Raw genomic sequence first — 18,185 nt, 5'->3', positions numbered from 1 at the left:
CCTTCAATCATTTGGCTACGACACGCCGGTCACCAAGATCAGGTCCCGACTCGTACACCACTCTGGTGGACGCAACCTGGGTGGGTGACACGTCGATCTCTGAGTTGCGGCCTGACATGCCGTGCTGGAAGTGGGAATTGGAGAATGTCATCCCGTTCAATGACCCGTTCAACGACCAGCTCACCGGCCACGCAACCCATTTGACCAACCCGTCCGACGGCGATCTCCCGACGGTGACGGCGGGACGATGAGCCGTTTACACGTCGCCAGGCCGAGCCCACGGCGGCTCGTGGTGTCCGTCGTGTTGGTCGCCGTCGTGTGTAGCGTGCTGATGGGCTTGGTGCTCTACGCGGCGGCGATCGTCACCCACCACGGTCCGCAACCGACTCCGGTCGGTGACTATGTGCGGTTATTCATCCTCGACATCACTGTGTGGGGACCGTTGGCGCTGGTGGCGTTGTGGTACGTCTCCATACCGGTGATCGTCACCATCGGAGTGGTGGTCTCGGTAATGCGGAGAGCGCCGCGTGAACCCTGACATCCGGGATCTGCCGGCGATGCTGCAGCAGACCCTGCGCACCGGCATAATCCTTCCGGCGGCGCAGATCGCCGCGGCAACAGGGAAATCCATCGATGAGGCAGGCCGTGCCCTCGCTATCCCCGCGGACGTGCATGCACACATCGAAGAGAGTTGCCGCCGCCAGATCAGCTATGAGGAGGGTATCGCCGGTCGCGTCGGAAACCGCGCGGTGCGCCCCGGCCGGGACGGATCATCGCCCTACACGTCGCGGCCGACATCCCCGCACTGCCCGTGGTGGTCGACCTCACCGCCGAGGCCGTTGACCACCGGCTCGATGATGCAGCGGGCGTTGCGTTCCAGATCGGCGCGCAGCCCCGCGGTCACCGCCGGGTCGTCGAGCGGGCCGTAGTCCGCGCCCGAGAGGCTCAGGAGTAGCCCGAGCCCGCCGGTACGCACATGCAGGTAGCGGTGCAGATACTGATAGCCGCCGAAATCATCTGCGGCCCAACACCCGTAGGCCTCCTCGCCGAGACCGGGCTCATCAACCGGCTCACTGGTCGTCGGTGTCTCGTCGCATGCGTGCCGGTCCCAGTCGGGATCGGCGTCCGGTGGGATGGCCTCCACCAGCACGATCAGCAGCCGCGAATGCGGTGTGCCCGCCGGGCGGGCGTCCCAGTCGAACACCGGAAACGAGGCGTTGATGCTGCAGTTGGTCACGGTGCGCTGCTCGGGCTCGTCGCGCTCATGGAACGGCCACGTGTCCGCGAACGCGGTGACCACCGCATCCTGCACCCCCGGCCAGGCGTAGACCTGGTCGCAGGTGGGTAGCGCCGCCACCGGCGGCGCCTGGGGTCGGCGGGCTTTCCCCACCCCCAACACGGCCACGACAATCACCGTCACCGCGAGCGCAGCGCCCGCCAGGATCCAGCCGCGATGTCGCATACCTCTCCCGCGTCCGTCGGTGATCCCTTCATTGAACCGCCCCGCACAGGGGTGTAAAGGCACTGTTTTCCTCGCACCGCGTCACATCGGGCACTACCGCGCGGCACCCCGGCGTGGGAAAATCAATCCGTGCCCGAAGGGAGCACTGCCATGACAGCTTCGGTGCGATATCGGCGGCTGCAGATCGCCCTCGTGGTGGTCGGTGTGCTGTTTTTTCTGGTTTACCCGGTGGCGCTGTTCTGGCCGTCGGGATGGATCTGGCACGCGGGCTCGCCCGCCGCCTCCGACTATTTCCTGATGATCGTCGGGGTGTACGCCACCCTCGGGGTGTTCCTGCTCAACGCCGCGCGGCGACCCCAGGATCACCTGAGCCTGATCTGGTTCACCGTGTGCTCCAGCGTGGTGCACGCGGCGATCATGGCCGTGCAGGCCGTCGTCGGAGAGCACCTGGGCCACTTACTCGGTGATGTCCCGGCGCTGCTGGCGGTGGCGCTGGTGCTGGGGTTGTTGGTGCACTCCGCCGACCTGCATCCCGCCGATGCCGGAGAACTCGCCGCCTGAATCCGGTCGGATGATGGCACCCCAGAACCCTGAGCGTCTGCGGCTCCACGGCGGCTGACCGGCCCCGCCCACCGCCCTCACGCGTTCAGCGCGGGCTGCCCACAGTGGTGCGGGTGGTGCACCGGCGCGTCGAAGAACTCGGCGATCGCCTCCGCGATACAGCGGGCGTTGTCGGCCAAATCCTCCCGGGACGCCGACGGATCCTCGCCACCCCGCTCGAAATTCATCCCCTCGTAGTGCAGGTCGACAATCAGGTTGGAGATCCGAAACAGTAACTGGCGGCTCGGTTTGTCGAAGCTGCTCGTCCAGCAGCCGCTCGCCTCGTCGCCGAGGTCTTCTTCCGCGGTGAGGTCCTCGCCTTTTCCGTCACCGCAGGTGTCTCCCACCTTCTCGCGGTAGCGGTCTTTGGCCTCGCGTACCCCGCCGCGCCGATACCACGGCCGGTTGCCACTGTTCCAATCCTCGTTGGTCACCAGGAACGACACCCCCAGATTCCGCGACCACGGGGTGCCGTCTGCCGGGAAGTCCTCGGCCAGCACCGCCTTCGGCAACGCGGTGACGAGGCACAGCCCCGCCGGCCCCGGCGCGTAGAGAAACCGGCGTTCCGCCCAGGTGGCGGCGAACGCCGTGCGCACCGCGTCCTCGACCCGTGGTGCAGTCAGGATCTCCGCACAGCTCGGCAGGGTTGTCGCGCGGAAGCGTGCCCGCGGCCCGAACCAGCCGGTGCGCGGCACCACGACCACGCCCAGCACCACCGTCAAAGCCACCGCCACCGCCACGACCGCCACGACCCGGCGCCTGCTCACCGGCTCACCTGTTCCCACCTCGACGCATGTGTCTTGTATAACCCCCGGCACCGGGTACGCCGGACACTTTCGGTGGCCTGCACGACAGCAACGCTCGCGTTGACAAGCGTCGATGGGCGTAGATTTGTGTGGGCCAGCGATAGGAAGACTGGGGAGCCACCGATGCGCACGATCGCGATCCGGGACATCCGCGCCGAGGCACTGCGGCAAGCAGGCGCCGAGGATGAGCTGCTTGGCGTCACCGACAGTCGCGTCGTGACCGGCGTGTTCTGCCCGATCGGGCAGGACTGGCTTCTCGACGTGGCCACTCGCAACAGTGCCCGGCTTGCGGAGACCGTGGCTGCCGGCGAGCAGGAACTCGACGGCACCGACCCGCTGCCGACCCTGGAGGAGCTGCGAGCGCCCGGCGCGCACACGGCGGGCCAGCCCCGGCCGTTAGCGGCGGCGGCGCCTCTCGTTGAGGCGTTCGCTGCGGTATCGGGCACCCCGGAGCAGGACCAGGTGAGTCAAGAGATGGTCGGTATCGGCCAGTTGTCGGCGGCGCGCCTGCGTGAGGCGGCTGCGGCCGGCCAGCTGCTGGTGGTCACCGACCGCCGGGAACTGCTCGGCATCGTCATCCCGGTCAACCAGCGTCTCCTGGCGCACCTGGTCCAGCAGAACCTGCCGCGGCTGCGCAACACGGTGACCGCCGGGGAGGCGGAGTACCAGGCGCTGATCGCAGACACCGTCTCCACCATGTTCGGCGCCGCGGCGACGATGTGAGCGGCCCCCACGTCGGCCGGCCGCCGCGGGTGAGCCTTGTGCAATGGCGGCGAAAGGTTGTGCACTGAGGGTGGGCGAAACGCCGCGGCGGACGCCGTGGATGCACAAGGGTCACCGGCGGGCCGGCAGTGCGGGCTAGGCGATCCGCGGGGTGATCCGGTCGACCGCGCCGCGCATCGCCCGCGCCTGAGCAACCCGGGCGATGACCTCCGCTGCCCGGTGGGACTTCACCACCCGGATGACGATCCATCCGGCGGCCTGCAGACGTTCGAGGCGGGCGATGTCGTAGGCCCACTGCGCCGGGCTCTTCAGGTGCTGCTCGCCGTCGTACTCCGCGGCGACCATGACGTCCTCCCACCCCGTGTCGAGGTAGTAGGTTCGCTGCGGCGTGGCCACCGGGATCTGGGTGCGCGGGCGGGGAAACCCGGCCTCGACCAGCGTCAACCGCAGATAGCTCTCCCGCGGGGATTGCGCCCCGGCGTCCATGAGCGCCACCGCCTGCCTCATCGGGGCCAGCCCGCGCACGAACCGATGACGTTCGGCCACGACAGCCACCTGCCCGGCGGTGACGCCGGTGGCAGCGGCCAGGGCGTCCAGTCGGGCGACCGCGGGGCGCAGCGGAGCATGGCGCGCCAGGTCGAACGCGGTGCGCGCCGCGGTGGTGACCGGTAGACCCGCCACCTCCACCACCTCATCCGGGAACACGGCTTCGCGGTAGACGATCACTCCCCGCGGTGAGCGGGGGCTGACGTGGACCATCTCGACGGGGACGTCGTCGTCCACCCATTTCGCCCGGTGCAGCGCCGAGGCCGCCTGCCCCGCGATCACCGCGCGCCGGCCCGACCACAGCCACGCCCCAGTGGTGCGGGCCCGCTAAGTCACCTCGAACCGGTTGTCCAGGTAGACATCCGGGAACAGCCGAAGGAATCGGCTGCGCAGCTGATGGCGGTTGAGCGCCCCGCAACCGAACCCGGGAAACCGGTTCAGAACGTCGAGACCGGGCGCACCTTGTTGGCCAGATCCACCAGGGCGTAGCGGTGTTCGCGGCTGGGTGCGGTGCGAGCCAGGCCGCGCAGCGCGGCCTCCACCCCCAGGCGCAGCCCGTGCTCGGTGAACGGGAACCCCAGGATGTGGTTGGTGGAGGCTTCGTTGTCGTCCTGCAGCCAGTCCATCGCGGTGCCGAGCACCATCGCCCGGATCTGCAGCACCCGCGGCTCGGTCTCCGGCAACGCCTCCACGCGCCGCGCCGCCTCGCGGATGTCGTGCTCGGTGATCTCCTCGCGGCCCCGCCCCGACAGCAGCGTCACCGCCGAGGTCAGCCGGGCGGTGGTGAAATACCGTGAGGTGGAGGGCACCTGATCCAGGGTGCGCACCGCAGCGGACCGATCACCTTCCGCGGATTGAGCACGCGCCAAACCGAATCCGGCGGAGATCACCCCGTCGTCGGTGGTCCACACCGTCTGATAGAACTTGCGGTCATCGACGCTGCCGGCCAGCTCGTCGACCGCGGCCAGCGCCAGCTTGGGGGCCAGCTCGCCGGGGAAGATATCGAGCACTTCGCTGAAATCCTTGATGGCGGCGGCGTAGTCGCCGTTGAGCAGTGCGGAGACGGCACGAAACCACACCAGCCGCCAACGCCAGCCGACCCGCTCGGCGAGCTTCTCCAGCTTGTCGGTGGCCTTGGCGACCTCCCCGAGATCGAGCAGGGCGCGCACCTCCATCAGCGGCAACTCCACCGACTCCGACAGGTCCACCCCCTCGGAGTCCAGGGCGCCGTCGCGCACCGCGCGCAGCGAATCCAGCGTCTGCACCGGCTGGGAGAGCACCGTGGCCGAGAGCACCGGGGCGGCGACGTCGGTCTGGTCGACCAGCGGCACCTGCAGCGCGGTGACGATCTCGCGGGCGGTCAACGTCTCCGAGTGCACGCGACCGTCGCGGTAGACGTCGGTGTGCGCCACCAACAGCGCCACCCCGAACGTGGCGCGGCTGCGGGTGAAGTTGCTCGACAACCCCGGTCGGGGCACGCCTGTGTCGGCGGCGACGACTTCGCGCAGCACCCCGAGCAGCTGCCCGGACATCTCGTCGGCGGAGGAGAACCGGCGCTCCGGGTCGGGGTCGGTGGCGCGCAGCAACAGCCGCGCGAACGACGGGTAGCGAGCCAGCGTCGGTTCGTCCTCAGGAAGCCCCTCGAGGTAGCGGCCGCTACGGGTGGGCAGCTTCAACGTCAACGCCGCCAGGGTGCGGCCCACCGTGTAGATGTCGGTGGCCACCGTCGGGCCGGTACGCACGATCTCCGGTGCCTGATAACCCGGGGTGCCGTAGAGGTAGCCGTAGGAGTGGATGCGCGAGACCGCACCGAGGTCGATGAGCTTGACCTGCTCCTCGGTGAGCATCAGGTTGTCCGGCTTGAGATCGTTGTAGGACAAGCCCAGTGAGTGCAGATATCCCAGCGCGGGCAGGATCTCGAGCATGTAGGCGATCGCCTCGGAGACGGGAAGCTTCTCGTCGCGACCCTGCTTGAGGGACCGGCCCCCCACGTACTCCATGACGATGTAGCCGACCGGTTCGCCGTGGGAATCCGGGTGTTCGACGAAGTTGTAGATCTTGACGATCGCCGGGTGCACCACCTCGGCGAGGAACTTGCGTTCGGCCATCGCGATCTCTTGGGCCTCGGCGTCACCGGCGTGCACCAGACCTTTGAGCACCACGGGGCGTTCGTTGACGTTGTGGTCGACGGCCAGATACACCCAGCCCAGCCCGCCGTGGGCGATGCAGCCCTTGATCTCGTATTGGCCGGCGACGATGTCGCCGGGACGCAGCTGCGGCAGAAACGAATACGGGCTGCCGCAGTGCTGACACCAGCCCTCCGAGGGGGCGGGAGTGTCGGCGGTGGAGCGGCCCACCGGGCGTCCGCAGTTCCAGCAGAACCGCTTGTTCTCCGCCACCACCGGGTTCTTCATCAACGCGTTGAGCGGATCGGTGTCCGGTACCCGCGGGATCACCACCAGCCCGCTGCCGGTGCGCCGGGTGGTGGCCCGGCGTCGCGGCGGCAGCGCGGCCACGGTGTGCGGGCCCTCGTCGTCGTCGAAGTGCGGGCGGAAGATCGCCTGGGTGGCCATCGGGCGCAGAGTGCCCGAATCCAGCAGATCGGAGGCCGGCTGGGTGCTGGGGCCGTTTTCGTCGGCGGCGTCGCCGGTGTCGGGGGAGTGCTCAGCCATCTAGTCCGCCTCGTACTTCGCCGCCGGCGGTGGCGGGGCCGGGCCGAGCACCGACAGCCAGCGGCGATACAGCGTGTTCCAGGTGCCGTCGCGGCGGATGCGTTCCAGGGTGCCGTTGACGAACCGCACCAGGCCGGGGTCGTCCTTGTTGATCCCGATGCCGTAGGGCTCCTCACCCATGTAGGGCCCGACGATGTTGAGATACGGGTCCTGGGAGACCAGCCCCGCCAGGATCGAGTCGTCGGTGGACACCGCGTCGACCTGACGCTGCTGGATCGCCACCAGGCAGTCCGCCCAGGTGACCACCGACACGATGATCGGCGGCGGGGCGATCCGGCGGATCCGGTTGAGGCTGGTGGTGCCGCGCGCCACACAGACCCGTTTGCCCGACAGGTCCTCCGCCTGGGCGATCGAGGAGTCCCGCGGAATCAGGATCCGTTGGTGCGCAGTCAGATACACAGTGGAGAAGTTCACCAGTTTGCGGCGCTCACAGGTGATCGACATCGACTTCACCACGATGTCGACCTTCTTTTTCTCCAGTGCGGTGACCCGCTCGGCCGAGGACAGGATGCGGTACTCCACCTGCAGCGGCGAGCCGAAGATGTCGCGGGCGACCTCCCCGGCGATGTCGACGTCGAACCCGGTGATCTCCCCGGTGATCGGGTCGCGGAAACTCAGCAGGTTCGACCCGATGTCCAGACCGACGATCAGCCGGCCGCGGTCACGGATCGTCTTCACCGCGGCCGCGGCGTCGGCCTTGTTGGAGAACGGCCGCAGGCTCGCGGTCGGGTCCTTGCAGTCGGGTTTCTCCGGCGGCGGCAGCGGCGGCTGCGGGGCCAGCTCCTGCATGCCGGCCGGGGTGGGCGGCGGCAGCGTCGGCGTCGACGGCGACGGGGCGCGGTCGGTGTGCCCGCACCCGGCCACCACCACGAGCGCGGCCAGGGTGGCCGCCAGCCGAGCGCGCACGACGGTCATCGGTACTCGCTCAGCCGTGGCCACAGCCCCAGCGCGACCGCCAGGGCCGCGGCGATCGAGAGCACCGCCCCGCCGACGGTCGCCCCGGCCAGCCCGCGGCGGGCGTTGGTGACCTCGGTGCGCAGCTGGTCGCGGCTCTGGTCGATCGCCGTGGTCAGTGCCTTGTCGAGCTTGTCGAACGCCGGGGTGGAGTCGCCCTCCCCGGTGCCGACCGCCACCTGGGTGGCGGCCTGGTAGTTACCGACCGCGATGTACTGGTTGATCCGGTAGTTGGCGTGACGCCACTGGTCGAGCAACTCGTCGGCGTCGGCCAGCCCGGACTTGTTCACCGCGGTGTCGCTGTCGAGGTAGCTGGCGAGCTGCTGCTGCATGGTGTCGATGTGTTCGTAGAACGTCCGTTTCGGGGCGTCCTCGCCGCCGCGGCGGATCAGCGACAGCGTCTCCTCGGCGCGGGCCTGCTGCGCCTTGATCGACAGGTCGGTCAGCGTTTTCAGCGAGTCGGCGGCGGTGTTCTTGGCGGTGCGGCTCGCGGTGGTGGAGATCGCCAACGCCGTACCAACCCAGATCACCATCAACAGGATAGCCAGCCCGCCGACCACCAGGCCGGGATTGACGCGGCGGCGGGTGCGGTCGGCCAGCCAGCGGTGCGCGAAGAGCCCGAACAGCACCGTCACCGTGACCACCAGCACCACCGGGGCGGGCACCCGGGTCGAGGCGCCGGTCTCGGCGTCCACCCGCGCGGCGGTCTGGTTGTACAGCCGCTGCGCGTCGGGCAGGATCGTGTTCTGCATCAGCGACGACGCCTCGGCCAGGTAGCTGGAGCCCACCGGGTTGCCGGCCCGGTTGTTGGTGCGGGCGATCTCCACCAGCCCGGTGTAGACGGTCAGCTCGGCGTTGATCCGCCCCAGCAGCCCGGACAGTTCGTCGTCGGTCAGCCCCGAGGAGGAGCGGGTGACCGCGTCGGCGGCGTCGGTGATGGCCTGCTCGTAGCGGTGCCGGATCTTCGACGGCTCGGCCTGGGCGATGAACGCGGTCGCCGCGGCGGCGTCGGCCACCGACAGCGCGGTGTAGAGCTGCCCGGCGGCCGAGGCCAGCGGTTCGGTGTGGTTGAGCACCGTGGTCAGCGTGTGCTGGCGGTGGTCGATGGTCGAGGCGGTGGCGAACGCGCTGAGCAGCCCCAGGGCGGCCAGCACCACGCCGATGACCGTGATCTTGCCGGGGCTCGTCGTGAAAAACCACCAGTACGGGTGGGCCGGCTGGGTCGGCGCCGTCGATCCTTCCGGCTCGGTCGACGGATGCGCCAGCTCCACGGTCACGTGCTGTACACACCCCCGTTCGACGGCTTGCGCTGCTGGCCTACAACTGTATAAGCAAAGTCTAAGAGGCCGGCGTTGGCGGCGCGCGCGCTTTTTCGTGTCGGAATTCCTGCGCCGGTCCGTCGGTGGGTGGCGTTAGGTTCGGTGCATGGAACATGGGCAAGCCCTGGCCGCCAAGCGGGCGGTGATTCCGCGGCGCATCGGGTTCATCGTGCTGTCGGCGGTCGGGTCCGCCACCGCGGTGGTGGGTTGTGTCTTCCATCCGCGGTTAGCCGCCCCGTGGGTGTGGCTGCTGGTGCTCGGCGGACTGGTCTGCGCGGCCGCGGGGTTCGTCGGGGCGCGGGCGGCCACCGCCCGGATGCGCTATCAGGTGAAGCAGAGCAGGCCGCGGTTTGTGCTCATGATTGCCGTCATGCCCGCCTCCACGCTGGTGATCAGCTGGCTTTACGGAACCGTGGCCGCGGCGTCGGGCCCCTCGTCGCTTGCGGTGGCGCTGCTGACCCCGATGGCTCTGCTGGCGATGTTCGCCACCACGCTCAACACCGAAAGCCTCTTCGACGGTGACGCCGACGGGGTGCGGTTTCTCATGCGCGGCCTGCAGTGGCGGCGCACCCGCATCCCATGGGACGACGTCGAGGCGATCGTGCTGAGCAGCTGCGCGCGCCCCGACCGCCTGGAGATCGCGGTGCGCACCCGCTCCGATGCGGTGCCGTGGGAGCGGCGGCGCATCGTGGTGGCCCGCAAACTCGTGTCCCTGGATGGGCTGGGCTGGGCGATGAACCAGTCCGGGCGCGACGACATCGCGCTGCTCTCCCATACCGCCGGCGGGATTTCCCTGCTCGGCTACTCCAACGCCTGGGCGCGCAGCATCGCGCGCTATCCCAGCGCCGCCCCCGACCCGGCGGCCGCCTGAGTTCGCGTGGGCTTCGGCCGCCCCGCCGCGGCGACCCGCCTATGGTGGGAGCGTGCGCGGCGACGGTGACGGATGGGCCTTCTCGGCCTCCGGCGCGCGCTATTGGGGCCGGTTCGGGGCGGCGGGTCTACTGCTGCGTGCACCGCTTCCCGACGGCACGCCGGCGGTGTTGCTGCAGCATCGGGCGTGGTGGAGCCACCAGGGCGGCACCTGGGGGCTGCCCGGCGGGGCCCGCGACAGCCACGAAACCCCCGAGCAGGCGGCGGTGCGTGAAGCCGGCGAGGAGGCCGGCCTCGACGGGGCGCGCATCGCGGTGCGCACCGCGTTGGTCACCGCCGACGTCGGCACCTGGACCTACACCACCGTGGTGGCCGATGCCGGCGAGCGGTTGGCGGTCGCGCCGAATCAGGAGAGCGCCGAGCTGCGCTGGGTGCCGGAGGAGGAGGTCGCGGCGCTGCCGCTGCACACCGGGTTCGCGGCCAGCTGGGCGCGGCTGCGCAGCACCGTCGCGGCGGTGCCGCTGCACGCCGACGACGAGCGGCGCCGCTACCTGCCGCGCACCGTGGTGATCGAATCCGAGATGTTCCTGTGGGCCACCGCCGGTGCCCCCGACGCCGAGCCGTCCCCGCTGAGCAGCCAGATCAGCGCGCTGCTGCCGTCGTAAGCCGATGCGCCGACCGCCGCCGGTGCCGCGGTGAATGCCTTGGCGTCCCGTTGGTCACTCGCGGCCCAGGGTTGTGCACCCACGGCGAAGCCTTGTGTCGTGGCGGCGGCCGAAATCGCCTTGCCGTCGCCGCCAGTGCACAAGGCTTCGGGATGGGCGCGCGGCGAGGGCGCACAAGTCAAGGCCCCCCGCCGGGGCATCAGCGCGCCAGCAAACCGCGCATGCGCGTGGCCGCCGCGTACGGATCGGCGGCCTCGGTGAGCGCGCGCACCACCACCACCCGCCGCGCCCCGGCGGCGATGACCTGCGGCAATCGCTCCTCGGAGATCCCCCCGATCGCGAACCACGGCAACGAGCCCGCCACCGCGGCCGCCGACGCCAACACCTCCAGGCCGGCAGCCGGGCGGCCCGGTTTCGTCGGGGTCGCCCAGCACGGGCCGGCGCAGAAATAGTCCACCGGCGAGCCGGCCGCCTCACCGACCGTCGCCGCGTCGCGGGTGGAGCGCCCGATCAGCACGTCCGGGCCCACGATGTCGCGGGCCACCGCCAGCGGCAGGTCCCGCTGGCCCAGGTGCAGCACGTCGGTGTGGGCGGCGACCGCGATGTCGGCGCGGTCGTTGACCGCCACCAGCGCGCCGTGCCGCCGCGCCGCCTCGGTGAGCACCGCCAACGCTTCCAGCTCGTCGAGGGCCTCCAACGGCCCGAACTGCCGCTCCCCGGCGGAGCCTTTGTCGCGCAACTGGATGATGTCGACCCCACCGGCGAGCACCGCGTCGGCGAACGAGGCGAGATCACCGCGCTCGCGGCGGGCGTCGGTACACAGGTACAGCCGCGCGTCGGCGAGACGCGCCACCCGGTCGGAGCGATCGTGCACACTGCGACGCTAGCCGCTAGCGTGGATGACGAACACGGGAGTCCCGGGCGCGGCGGGGCTGAGAGTGGGCCACCGACCCGGCCCTGACCGTCACACCTGATCCGGGTCATGCCGGCGAAGGGAGCAGTGAATGCCCAACACCCTGGCCGTCGTCGGCGGCGGCGTCATCGGGCTGTCGATCGCCCGCCGCGCCGCCCGGGCCGGCTGGGCCGTCACCATCCACCACGACGGGCGCCGCGGCCCGTCCTGGGTGGCCGGCGGCATGCTCGCCCCGCACAGCGAAGCCTGGCCCGGCGAAAAGGACCAGCTGCACCTCGGGTTGCGCTCCCTGCAGCTGTGGCGCGAGGAGTTCCTGGCCACCCTGCCCCCCGAGGTGCTCACCGCCCGCGAATCGCTGGTGGTGGCCATCGACCGCGCCGACGTCGCCGACCTGCGCACCGTCGCCGACTGGCTGCACGCCCAGGGCCATCCGGTGCACTGGGAGTCCGCCGCGCGGGAGGTCGAGCCGCTGCTGGCGGTCAGCGTGCGCCACGGGTTCCGCGCCACCACCGAGCTGGCCATCGACAACCGGGCGGTGGTCGCCGCCCTCGAACGGGACTGCGCCGACCTCGGGATACGCCGCGCCGGCGCCGTCGGCGACCTGCGCGAGCTCACCGCCGACCAGCGGGTGCTGGCCAACAGCATCGACGCCCCCGCCCTGTGGCCGGGTTTGGCGATCCGGCCGGTCAAAGGCGAGATCATCCGGCTGCGCTGGCGCAAGGGCTGCCTGCCGGTGCCGCGGCGGGTCATCCGCGCCAAGGTGCACGGCCGGGCGGTGTATCTGGTGCCGCGCGCCGACGGGGTCGTCGTCGGCGCCACCCAGTACGAACACGGCCGCGACACCGCCCCGGCGGTGCACGGGGTGCGCGATCTGCTCGAGGATGCGTGCACGGTCGCGCCGGGTCTGGGAGAATACGAACTGGCCGAGTGCGCGGCCGGGCTGCGGCCGATGACACCGGACAACCTGCCACTGGTGCGACGTCTCGACGAGCGGACCGTGGTCGCCGCCGGGCACGGCCGCAACGGATTTCTGTGGGCACCGTGGACCGCCGACCGCGTGGTCACCGACCTGCTCGGCGCGCCGACACCCCCGCTGGCGTCCGCGACAACGCACAGCGACGCAACGCAAAGGAGTGACGCATGATCGTCACGGTCAACGACAAGCAGATCGAGGTCGAATCCACGACCACGATCGCGGCGCTGATCGACTCCCTGGGCTATCCCGACCGCGGCATCGCGGTCTCACTCAACTGGTCCGTGCTGCCGAAAAGCGATTGGGAGCAAACCCTTTCCGACGGTGCACGCATCGAGGTGCTCACGGCGGTGCAAGGTGGCTGACGACAAACTCACCATCGCCGGGCGCAGCTTCGGCTCCCGGCTGATCATGGGCACCGGGGGAGCGGCCAACCTCGCGGTGCTCGAAGAGGCCCTGGTGGCCTCGGGCACCGAACTGACCACGGTGGCGATGCGCCGCATCGACGCCGACGGCGGCACCGGCATGATCGACCTGCTCGGCCGCCTGGGCATCACCCCGCTGCCCAACACCGCCGGCTGCCGCAGTGCGGCCGAGGCGGTGCTCACCGCGCAGCTGGCCCGCGAAGCCCTGGAGACCGACTGGGTGAAACTCGAGGTGATCGCCGACGAGCGCACCCTGCTGCCCGACGCGGTCGAATTGGTCCGGGCCGCAGAACAATTGGTTGACGACGGCTTCGTCGTGCTGCCCTACACCAACGACGACCCGGTGCTGGCCAAACGCCTGGAGGACACCGGGTGCGCCGCGGTGATGCCGCTGGGCTCGCCGATCGGCACCGGGCTGGGAATCCTCAACGCGCACAACATCGAGATGATCGTCGCCGAAGCCGCGGTGCCGGTGATCCTCGACGCCGGGCTCGGTACCGCCAGCGATGCGGCGCTGGCGATGGAACTCGGCTGTGATGCGGTGCTGCTGGCATCGGCGGTGACCCGCGCCGCAGACCCCGCGGTGATGGCGACGGCGATGGCCGCGGCGATCCACGCCGGCCACCTCGCCCGCGGCGCCGGGCGCATCCCGAAACGGTTCTGGGCCAAGGCCTCGTCGCCGGACAAAGACTGGTGAGCCGCGCGGTGGTGCGGCTGCTGACCGCCGCGACGCTTATCGCTGTCGGCGTGGCGGCCGGGATCTTGCTGTGGCGTGTGCCGGCGCCCGAGGTGCCGACGGCGGACTGCGACATCGTCGAGGACGCCGGGAAGCAGTGGTACGAGATGGCCAGGGACATGCGCGACGCCGCCGACAACGGCGTTCCCGACGGCTACACCCGCGACGCGGTCGCCGACCGAGAGGTGGAGGTCGCCGAAAAACTGCGCCACGCCGCCGAATCGGTGAGCACCCCCGAGGTCGCCGAACAGCTCAACCGCTGGGCCGACAGCGCCACCATCAACGCCGAGTTGCAGCGCACGGGCATTCCGGCCCGCAGCAGCAACAACCCGCTGCCGGACGACATCGTCGACCGGATGCGCGACGCGCTGAACCTCTACACCGAGGCCACCGAGGCGCTCACCGCGCGCTGCCCGGCGCTGCCGCAGGTGCTCATCGGCAACAACAGCAGCGAAAACAGCGAGTGAACCCCTCGGACTCGCGGTGTTAGCGTGACGCATGCCCCTCACCGCCGGAGCCGGCCGGCTGCGCCTGCCGTTGGCGGCACTGCTGGTCGCCTGCGGTGCGGGCGGCGGGGCGTGGCTGGTGCACACCACCGGTCACCACAGCGACTGCGACCGCGTGCAGCAGTTCGCCGAACGCTGGACGGCCACGCAGCACTACATCATCGATAGCGTGGAGGCGGACGAATCCACGCTGCCCCCGGACTTCACCGACGAGGCCGACGCCCTGCTCGATGAGAACGACGCCGCTAGGCTGCGCTCGCTGGCCGACACGGTGCGCACGCCGGGGATGGCCGAGGCGCTGCGCACCTGGTCCGACGGTGCGGCGTTGACCGCGGAGTTCCACCGCGACGTGGCCACTGCGCCGGAGACCGACGACGGCTGGCCGCCGGCACCGATCCTGGACAAGGCGCGCCGCGCACAGCGGCTCATCAGCGAGGGGTGGGGCAGCCTCGAGTCACTGTGCCCAGACCTCGAAGCGCTGCGGGACTTCGACTGAGCCGGCGGCCGGCTCGGGCTCGTCGGGCAGCCCCACGATGTCGGCCTGGTCGCGCAGGTCGGCGTCGTCGACGTCGTCGAGTGTTCCGCGACGCTCACGCACCGCGGTGAGGTAAGCGTGGTCCCAGCCGGTGTCGTCGTCGTCGACGGCGAGCTGCTGTTCCCAGGCGTCGGCGGCGGGCACGGCGTCGTACCGGATGTCGAGATCCATGATCGGGCTCCTCTCACTCGCGTGGCGAACGGGCACGGTCGGCGCGCAGTTTCGCGTTGGCCACCTCCAGGGCGGTGTAGGCGGACATCAGCTGCGCGTTTTTGGATTCCAACGACAGGATATGGCCGATACCGGCGAGGTTCACCCCCTCGTTGACCAGCTCGGCGATCCGCTCCAGGCGCAGCAGGTCGTCGTCGCTGTAGCGGCGGGTGCCGCCGTCGGTGCGTGCCGGGCTCACAAGACCGCGCCGCTCGTACAACCGCAGGGTCTGCGGGGCGATCCCGGAGAGCTCGGCGGTGACCGAGATGCCGTACACCCCCAGGGCGGACCGGGCTGACGAGGCACTCACGCGGACGACCTCCTTGAAAACTGGCGTCGGGTACTTGCCGAAGTATACGCAACGTGGTATCTAAAATCTATGTCGACAGACATAGATTGTTTGACGTGAACAGGAGGGAGATCATGGTTTTGATGCGCACAGATCCGTTCCGTGATTTGGACCGGTTCGCACAGCAGGTGTTGGGGACCGCGGCACGCCCGGCGGTGATGCCGGTCGACGCCTGGCGCGACGGCGACGAGTTCGTGGTCGAATTCGATCTGCCCGGGGTCGACGCGGACTCGTTGGAACTCGACGTGGAGCGCAACGTGCTGACGGTGCGCGCCGAACGCCCCGCCCTCGACCAGAACCGGGAGATGGTCTCCGCCGAGCGCCCGCGCGGGGTGTTCAGCCGGCAACTGTTCCTCGGCGAGACCCTCGACACCGACAAGATCGTGGCCAGCTACCGCGACGGCGTGCTGCGGTTGACGATCCCGGTGGCCGAGAAGGCCAAGCCGCGCCGCATCGAGATCCGCCACGACGGCACCTCGCCCACCGCGCTGAGCGCCTGACCCCGGCGGCATCGTCCACTCGCACGTTTGTGTCGCCTCAAGCGCCGAAAACACACGCAAACGTGCGAGTGGGCACCGCCGCCGGCCCGCCCGGTCTGCGCGGACTCCGCGCGCACCCCGCGGCCGGCCCCCGCCAGCCAGGTCCGCGCCTACTGGGGGCGGCCGACCTCGTAGGTGCCGGAGTCGTCGAGGAAGCGCACCACCACGTGGCGCGCCACCCCGTGGATGGTCAGCTCGCAGGTGAGCTTGTCGCCTTTCTTCGGCGCCGGGTTCTCCCCGTCGTTGCAGACGACGTCTTTGACGTTGGTGGCGCCGTAGCCGGTGACCACGTCGGTGAGCACCTGCTGCACCCCGGCGTCGACCTCGGTGATGTCGACCCTGTTGGTCACGAAATACCCCGGGGTGCGGAACCCGAGCACCCACACGGTGGCGACCACCACCTGCACGTTCAGCCCGATCGCCAGCCCGAGCAGAAACCAGGACCGCCGGGACCGGCGCGCCGACGGGCGCTGCGCCGACGGCGGCTGCGGCGCCTCGGCGGCGGGCTGGTCGGGCGCGGGGTGGCTCATGGCGGGCAGCCTATCGCGGTTCACGGGTACCGCTGGATGCATCGGTCGACGTCGCCGAGCACCCCGGTGCGGAACGCGTCGATGCGGGCGAACCCGGCCGGCACCGCGTCGCCGTTGACGTCGGAGGCGGCCACGCCGTTGGTCAACAGCCCGGTCACCGCCTCGTCGAGGTCCCCGGCGCTCAGCGTGATCGTGGTGCCGTCCTCGCGGGTGAACGGGGTGGCCAGCATCGCGGTGGTCGCCCCGGTCATGCAGGCGGTGCGCAGCCCCGCCTGGGCGGTGTCCAGCGCCAGCCCGCCGCGCTGATGCTGCAGCGCCAGCATGTACCGCGACATGAGGATCGAGTAGGCGGTGTTGTCCCCGGCCATCGACAGCGCGGTCTCAAACGACATCTCGTCCTCGGCCGGCGGGGTGCCCAGCTCGATCAGCTCCGGCAGGTCCACCACGATCGTGTTTGACGCCGGGCAGTACGACGCCGGCGAACCGGAGCGGGCGTCGGGGCAGTCCTCGTCGGTGTCGAAGCTCAGCGTCGGCGGCTCCGCGGGGGCGTAGCGGGCGGTGAGCTCGTCGACGATCGTGCGCACCGAGTCCGCGGTCACCGGCCACTCCCCGGTGTCCTCCTCCTGCAACGCCTGCGGCAGCCCCTGGCGGCGGGTCTCCATCTGCGCACTGTCGATCAGCGCGCAGGACCGCGCGCCGTCGGTGAAGCCGAACTGGAACGCCGAGATCCGCTCGAACGCCGAACCGTGCTCGTCGGTCTGGGGCTCCCCTTCGACCATGACCGGGTCGCGGATGCCGACCATGACCGCCAGCAGGTCGTTGAGCCCGTCACCGGTGGACAGCTCGAAGCGCGGCGACTTGCCCTCGGCCACCCAGCGCATGTACACCCCGGCCAGGCAGTCGGCCTGCTGTTCGCGCACCAGCACCGGGGCGTCGAGCTTGTTCATCCGCGCCATCGAGCTCAGCGCGTGGCCGTATTCGTGGGCGAGCACCATGGTGATCGCCATGTCGCCGTAGGCCGCCCGCAGGATCGGCAGCATGATGCCGCGGTCCCAGCCGATGGTGTTGTCGAGCAGGCAGTACACCGCGTTGGCGAACCGGAAGGTCTGGTGCCCGCAGAACCGCTGGCGCAGCGGCTGGCGGGCATCCCAGGAGAACAGCTGCCCGACCTGCTGGAAGCTGCCGGTGAACGTGGAGCGATACGCCCCGCCCCAGAACGTCTCGATGTCGGTGACGGCCTGGCGGGCGATCATGTCGACCGGGCCGTCGTCGGCGCCGGTCACCTGGATCAGCGGTTTCTCCGCCTCCACGCGCAGCCCGCTGGGGCCGTCCTCGGCGGGAAGCCCGCCTACACTGAACGGGTCGGCGTAGACCGACACCGGGTGGCTCTCCATCATCCGGGTGCATCCGACCAGACCGACGGCGAGCAGCAGCACCGCGGCCGTGACCATCACACGCCGCAGCTGAGGCATCGAGGGATCTCTCCTGGAGTAGGGATTAAGCGGATGCGGGTCATTATGCCCGTGATTGAATTTGGTGCACGCACACGCGTCAAACCCCCGTGTCAGTCCGTGAAAGGCGGTGAGGATGCCCGAGTCGTACCCCCCTTATGGGGGCGATCCCAACCGTCCGAACGAGACAGCGCCGTGGCGCACCGGCCAGCCCGGCGCCGAGGATCCGACGATGATGGCCCCGTCGGGCTGGAGCCCCAGTGGCCCCGTGCCGACCGGCCCGCCCCAGGGCGGACCACCCCCGGTACCGCCGGCGGGACCGGAGGTGGTCCGGCCTGGGG

23 protein-coding genes are annotated in these 18,185 nt (G+C 70.3%); 12 read left to right on the top strand and 11 right to left on the bottom strand.

The genetic code is table 11. From position 1 onward, the window contains the following. The first annotated feature begins 65 nt into the window (after window positions 1-65). Window positions 66-251: a hypothetical protein gene (locus tag B8W67_RS20635; protein ID WP_133056147.1), complete on the top strand. Its 186-nt coding sequence runs from the start codon at window positions 66-68 to the stop codon at window positions 249-251. Window positions 252-301: 50 nt separating this feature from the next. After that, window positions 302-538, top strand: coding sequence for a hypothetical protein (locus tag B8W67_RS18290; RefSeq protein ID WP_133056146.1), 237 nt, complete (start codon window positions 302-304; stop codon window positions 536-538). 240 nt (window positions 539-778) lie between these two features. Here B8W67_RS18290 and B8W67_RS18285 read toward each other — a convergent pair whose 3' ends face one another. Beyond that, on the bottom strand, window positions 779-1,462 hold the full coding sequence (locus B8W67_RS18285; protein ID WP_085305511.1) for a hypothetical protein: 684 nt from the start codon (window positions 1,460-1,462) through the stop codon (window positions 779-781). A 150-nt stretch (window positions 1,463-1,612) separates the two neighbouring features. Here B8W67_RS18285 and B8W67_RS18280 point away from each other — a divergent pair, with 150 nt between their 5' ends. After that, window positions 1,613-2,023 (top strand): DUF6632 domain-containing protein, encoded by a 411-nt coding sequence (locus B8W67_RS18280; RefSeq protein WP_085305510.1) that lies wholly within the window; start codon window positions 1,613-1,615, stop codon window positions 2,021-2,023. A 77-nt stretch (window positions 2,024-2,100) separates the two neighbouring features. Here B8W67_RS18280 and B8W67_RS18275 read toward each other — a convergent pair whose 3' ends face one another. After that, a complete protein-coding gene (locus B8W67_RS18275; protein WP_133056145.1) occupies window positions 2,101-2,829 on the bottom strand; it encodes a hypothetical protein in 729 nt (242 codons plus the stop codon). Between the two features lie 162 nt (window positions 2,830-2,991). Here B8W67_RS18275 and B8W67_RS18270 point away from each other — a divergent pair, with 162 nt between their 5' ends. Next, window positions 2,992-3,591: a hypothetical protein gene (locus tag B8W67_RS18270; protein WP_085305506.1), complete on the top strand. Its 600-nt coding sequence runs from the start codon at window positions 2,992-2,994 to the stop codon at window positions 3,589-3,591. A gap of 135 nt (window positions 3,592-3,726) precedes the next feature. On the opposite strand, the gene B8W67_RS18265 is transcribed toward B8W67_RS18270, so the two are convergent. From B8W67_RS18265 to glnX, 4 genes are all read right to left on the bottom strand, one after another. Further along, window positions 3,727-4,419: a type IV toxin-antitoxin system AbiEi family antitoxin gene (locus tag B8W67_RS18265; RefSeq protein WP_234806815.1), complete on the bottom strand. Its 693-nt coding sequence runs from the start codon at window positions 4,417-4,419 to the stop codon at window positions 3,727-3,729. Between the two features lie 155 nt (window positions 4,420-4,574). Next, on the bottom strand, window positions 4,575-6,809 hold the full coding sequence (locus B8W67_RS18260; protein WP_085305503.1) for a serine/threonine-protein kinase PknG: 2,235 nt from the start codon (window positions 6,807-6,809) through the stop codon (window positions 4,575-4,577). Continuing rightward, window positions 6,810-7,784 (bottom strand): glutamate ABC transporter substrate-binding protein, encoded by a 975-nt coding sequence (locus tag B8W67_RS18255; protein WP_085305501.1) that lies wholly within the window; start codon window positions 7,782-7,784, stop codon window positions 6,810-6,812. Then, a complete protein-coding gene (gene glnX, locus B8W67_RS18250; RefSeq protein ID WP_085305499.1) occupies window positions 7,781-9,100 on the bottom strand; it encodes a protein kinase G-activating protein GlnX in 1,320 nt (439 codons plus the stop codon). The genes B8W67_RS18255 and glnX overlap by 4 nt, the downstream gene beginning before the upstream one ends. A gap of 148 nt (window positions 9,101-9,248) precedes the next feature. Here glnX and B8W67_RS18245 point away from each other — a divergent pair, with 148 nt between their 5' ends. Both B8W67_RS18245 and B8W67_RS18240 read left to right on the top strand, forming a co-directional pair. Then, window positions 9,249-10,013 (top strand): hypothetical protein, encoded by a 765-nt coding sequence (locus B8W67_RS18245; protein WP_085305497.1) that lies wholly within the window; start codon window positions 9,249-9,251, stop codon window positions 10,011-10,013. Between the two features lie 52 nt (window positions 10,014-10,065). Then, on the top strand, window positions 10,066-10,677 hold the full coding sequence (locus B8W67_RS18240; RefSeq protein ID WP_069390585.1) for an NUDIX hydrolase: 612 nt from the start codon (window positions 10,066-10,068) through the stop codon (window positions 10,675-10,677). A 199-nt stretch (window positions 10,678-10,876) separates the two neighbouring features. On the opposite strand, the gene thiE is transcribed toward B8W67_RS18240, so the two are convergent. Then, window positions 10,877-11,551: a thiamine phosphate synthase gene (gene thiE, locus B8W67_RS18235; protein WP_069390584.1), complete on the bottom strand. Its 675-nt coding sequence runs from the start codon at window positions 11,549-11,551 to the stop codon at window positions 10,877-10,879. Between the two features lie 130 nt (window positions 11,552-11,681). Between thiE and thiO the strand changes: the two genes are divergently transcribed. The 5 genes from thiO to B8W67_RS18210 are packed head-to-tail and all read left to right on the top strand — an operon-like array spanning window position 11,682 to window position 14,726. Next, window positions 11,682-12,734 (top strand): glycine oxidase ThiO, encoded by a 1,053-nt coding sequence (gene thiO, locus B8W67_RS18230; protein WP_069390583.1) that lies wholly within the window; start codon window positions 11,682-11,684, stop codon window positions 12,732-12,734. Continuing rightward, complete coding sequence (thiS, locus tag B8W67_RS18225; RefSeq protein WP_069390582.1) at window positions 12,731-12,928, top strand: sulfur carrier protein ThiS; 198 nt, start codon at window positions 12,731-12,733, stop codon at window positions 12,926-12,928. The genes thiO and thiS overlap by 4 nt, the downstream gene beginning before the upstream one ends. After that, complete coding sequence (gene thiG, locus B8W67_RS18220; RefSeq protein ID WP_069390581.1) at window positions 12,921-13,685, top strand: thiazole synthase; 765 nt, start codon at window positions 12,921-12,923, stop codon at window positions 13,683-13,685. Before thiS ends, thiG begins: the two co-directional genes overlap by 8 nt. Further along, window positions 13,682-14,191, top strand: coding sequence for a hypothetical protein (locus B8W67_RS18215; protein WP_069390580.1), 510 nt, complete (start codon window positions 13,682-13,684; stop codon window positions 14,189-14,191). Before thiG ends, B8W67_RS18215 begins: the two co-directional genes overlap by 4 nt. Window positions 14,192-14,222: 31 nt before the next feature. Further along, window positions 14,223-14,726, top strand: coding sequence for a hypothetical protein (locus tag B8W67_RS18210; protein WP_069390579.1), 504 nt, complete (start codon window positions 14,223-14,225; stop codon window positions 14,724-14,726). Here the strand turns inward: B8W67_RS18210 and B8W67_RS18205 are convergent. Together B8W67_RS18205 and B8W67_RS18200 are read right to left on the bottom strand one after the other, a co-directional pair. Continuing rightward, entirely contained in the window at window positions 14,685-14,936 is a 252-nt protein-coding gene (locus tag B8W67_RS18205) for an Rv3202a family protein (RefSeq protein ID WP_069390578.1), read from the bottom strand. The two genes, B8W67_RS18210 and B8W67_RS18205, sit on opposite strands and share 42 nt — an antisense overlap. 13 nt (window positions 14,937-14,949) lie before the next feature. Further along, entirely contained in the window at window positions 14,950-15,285 is a 336-nt protein-coding gene (locus B8W67_RS18200) for a MerR family transcriptional regulator (protein ID WP_069390577.1), read from the bottom strand. Between the two features lie 113 nt (window positions 15,286-15,398). Here B8W67_RS18200 and B8W67_RS18195 point away from each other — a divergent pair, with 113 nt between their 5' ends. Further along, the gene (locus B8W67_RS18195) at window positions 15,399-15,824 is read left to right on the top strand and encodes an Hsp20/alpha crystallin family protein (RefSeq protein WP_069390576.1); all 426 of its coding nucleotides are present in this window, start codon (window positions 15,399-15,401) and stop codon (window positions 15,822-15,824) included. Window positions 15,825-15,973: 149 nt separating this feature from the next. Here the strand turns inward: B8W67_RS18195 and B8W67_RS18190 are convergent, their stop codons facing one another. Beyond that, window positions 15,974-16,393, bottom strand: coding sequence for a DUF4333 domain-containing protein (locus B8W67_RS18190; protein WP_069390575.1), 420 nt, complete (start codon window positions 16,391-16,393; stop codon window positions 15,974-15,976). 20 nt (window positions 16,394-16,413) lie between these two features. Beyond that, the gene (locus B8W67_RS18185) at window positions 16,414-17,865 is read right to left on the bottom strand and encodes a neutral zinc metallopeptidase (RefSeq protein ID WP_069390574.1); all 1,452 of its coding nucleotides are present in this window, start codon (window positions 17,863-17,865) and stop codon (window positions 16,414-16,416) included. Between the last annotated feature and the right edge of the window lie 320 nt (window positions 17,866-18,185).

Origin of the sequence: Mycolicibacillus koreensis (assembly GCF_002104795.1) — a bacterium.
GTDB lineage: Bacteria > Actinomycetota > Actinomycetes > Mycobacteriales > Mycobacteriaceae > Mycobacterium > Mycobacterium koreense.
This window is presented reverse-complemented; position numbering and strand designations above follow the sequence as displayed.

What these genes read in the sequence shown, in the direction of transcription:
- B8W67_RS18205 (WP_069390578.1), bottom strand. Translation starts at nt 14,936, where the DNA reads ATGGATCTCGACATCCGGTACGACGCCGTGCCCGCCGCCGACGCCTGG.
- B8W67_RS18210 (WP_069390579.1), top strand. Translation starts at nt 14,223, where the DNA reads ATGCCCCTCACCGCCGGAGCCGGCCGGCTGCGCCTGCCGTTGGCGGCA.
- B8W67_RS18195 (WP_069390576.1), top strand. Translation starts at nt 15,399, where the DNA reads ATGGTTTTGATGCGCACAGATCCGTTCCGTGATTTGGACCGGTTCGCA.
- B8W67_RS18245 (WP_085305497.1), top strand. Translation starts at nt 9,249, where the DNA reads ATGGAACATGGGCAAGCCCTGGCCGCCAAGCGGGCGGTGATTCCGCGG.
- thiO (WP_069390583.1), top strand. Translation starts at nt 11,682, where the DNA reads ATGCCCAACACCCTGGCCGTCGTCGGCGGCGGCGTCATCGGGCTGTCG.
- B8W67_RS18270 (WP_085305506.1), top strand. Translation starts at nt 2,992, where the DNA reads ATGCGCACGATCGCGATCCGGGACATCCGCGCCGAGGCACTGCGGCAA.
- B8W67_RS18255 (WP_085305501.1), bottom strand. Translation starts at nt 7,784, where the DNA reads ATGACCGTCGTGCGCGCTCGGCTGGCGGCCACCCTGGCCGCGCTCGTG.
- B8W67_RS18190 (WP_069390575.1), bottom strand. Translation starts at nt 16,393, where the DNA reads ATGAGCCACCCCGCGCCCGACCAGCCCGCCGCCGAGGCGCCGCAGCCG.
- B8W67_RS18285 (WP_085305511.1), bottom strand. Translation starts at nt 1,462, where the DNA reads ATGCGACATCGCGGCTGGATCCTGGCGGGCGCTGCGCTCGCGGTGACG.
- B8W67_RS18260 (WP_085305503.1), bottom strand. Translation starts at nt 6,809, where the DNA reads ATGGCTGAGCACTCCCCCGACACCGGCGACGCCGCCGACGAAAACGGC.
- thiS (WP_069390582.1), top strand. Translation starts at nt 12,731, where the DNA reads ATGATCGTCACGGTCAACGACAAGCAGATCGAGGTCGAATCCACGACC.
- B8W67_RS18185 (WP_069390574.1), bottom strand. Translation starts at nt 17,865, where the DNA reads ATGCCTCAGCTGCGGCGTGTGATGGTCACGGCCGCGGTGCTGCTGCTC.
- B8W67_RS18280 (WP_085305510.1), top strand. Translation starts at nt 1,613, where the DNA reads ATGACAGCTTCGGTGCGATATCGGCGGCTGCAGATCGCCCTCGTGGTG.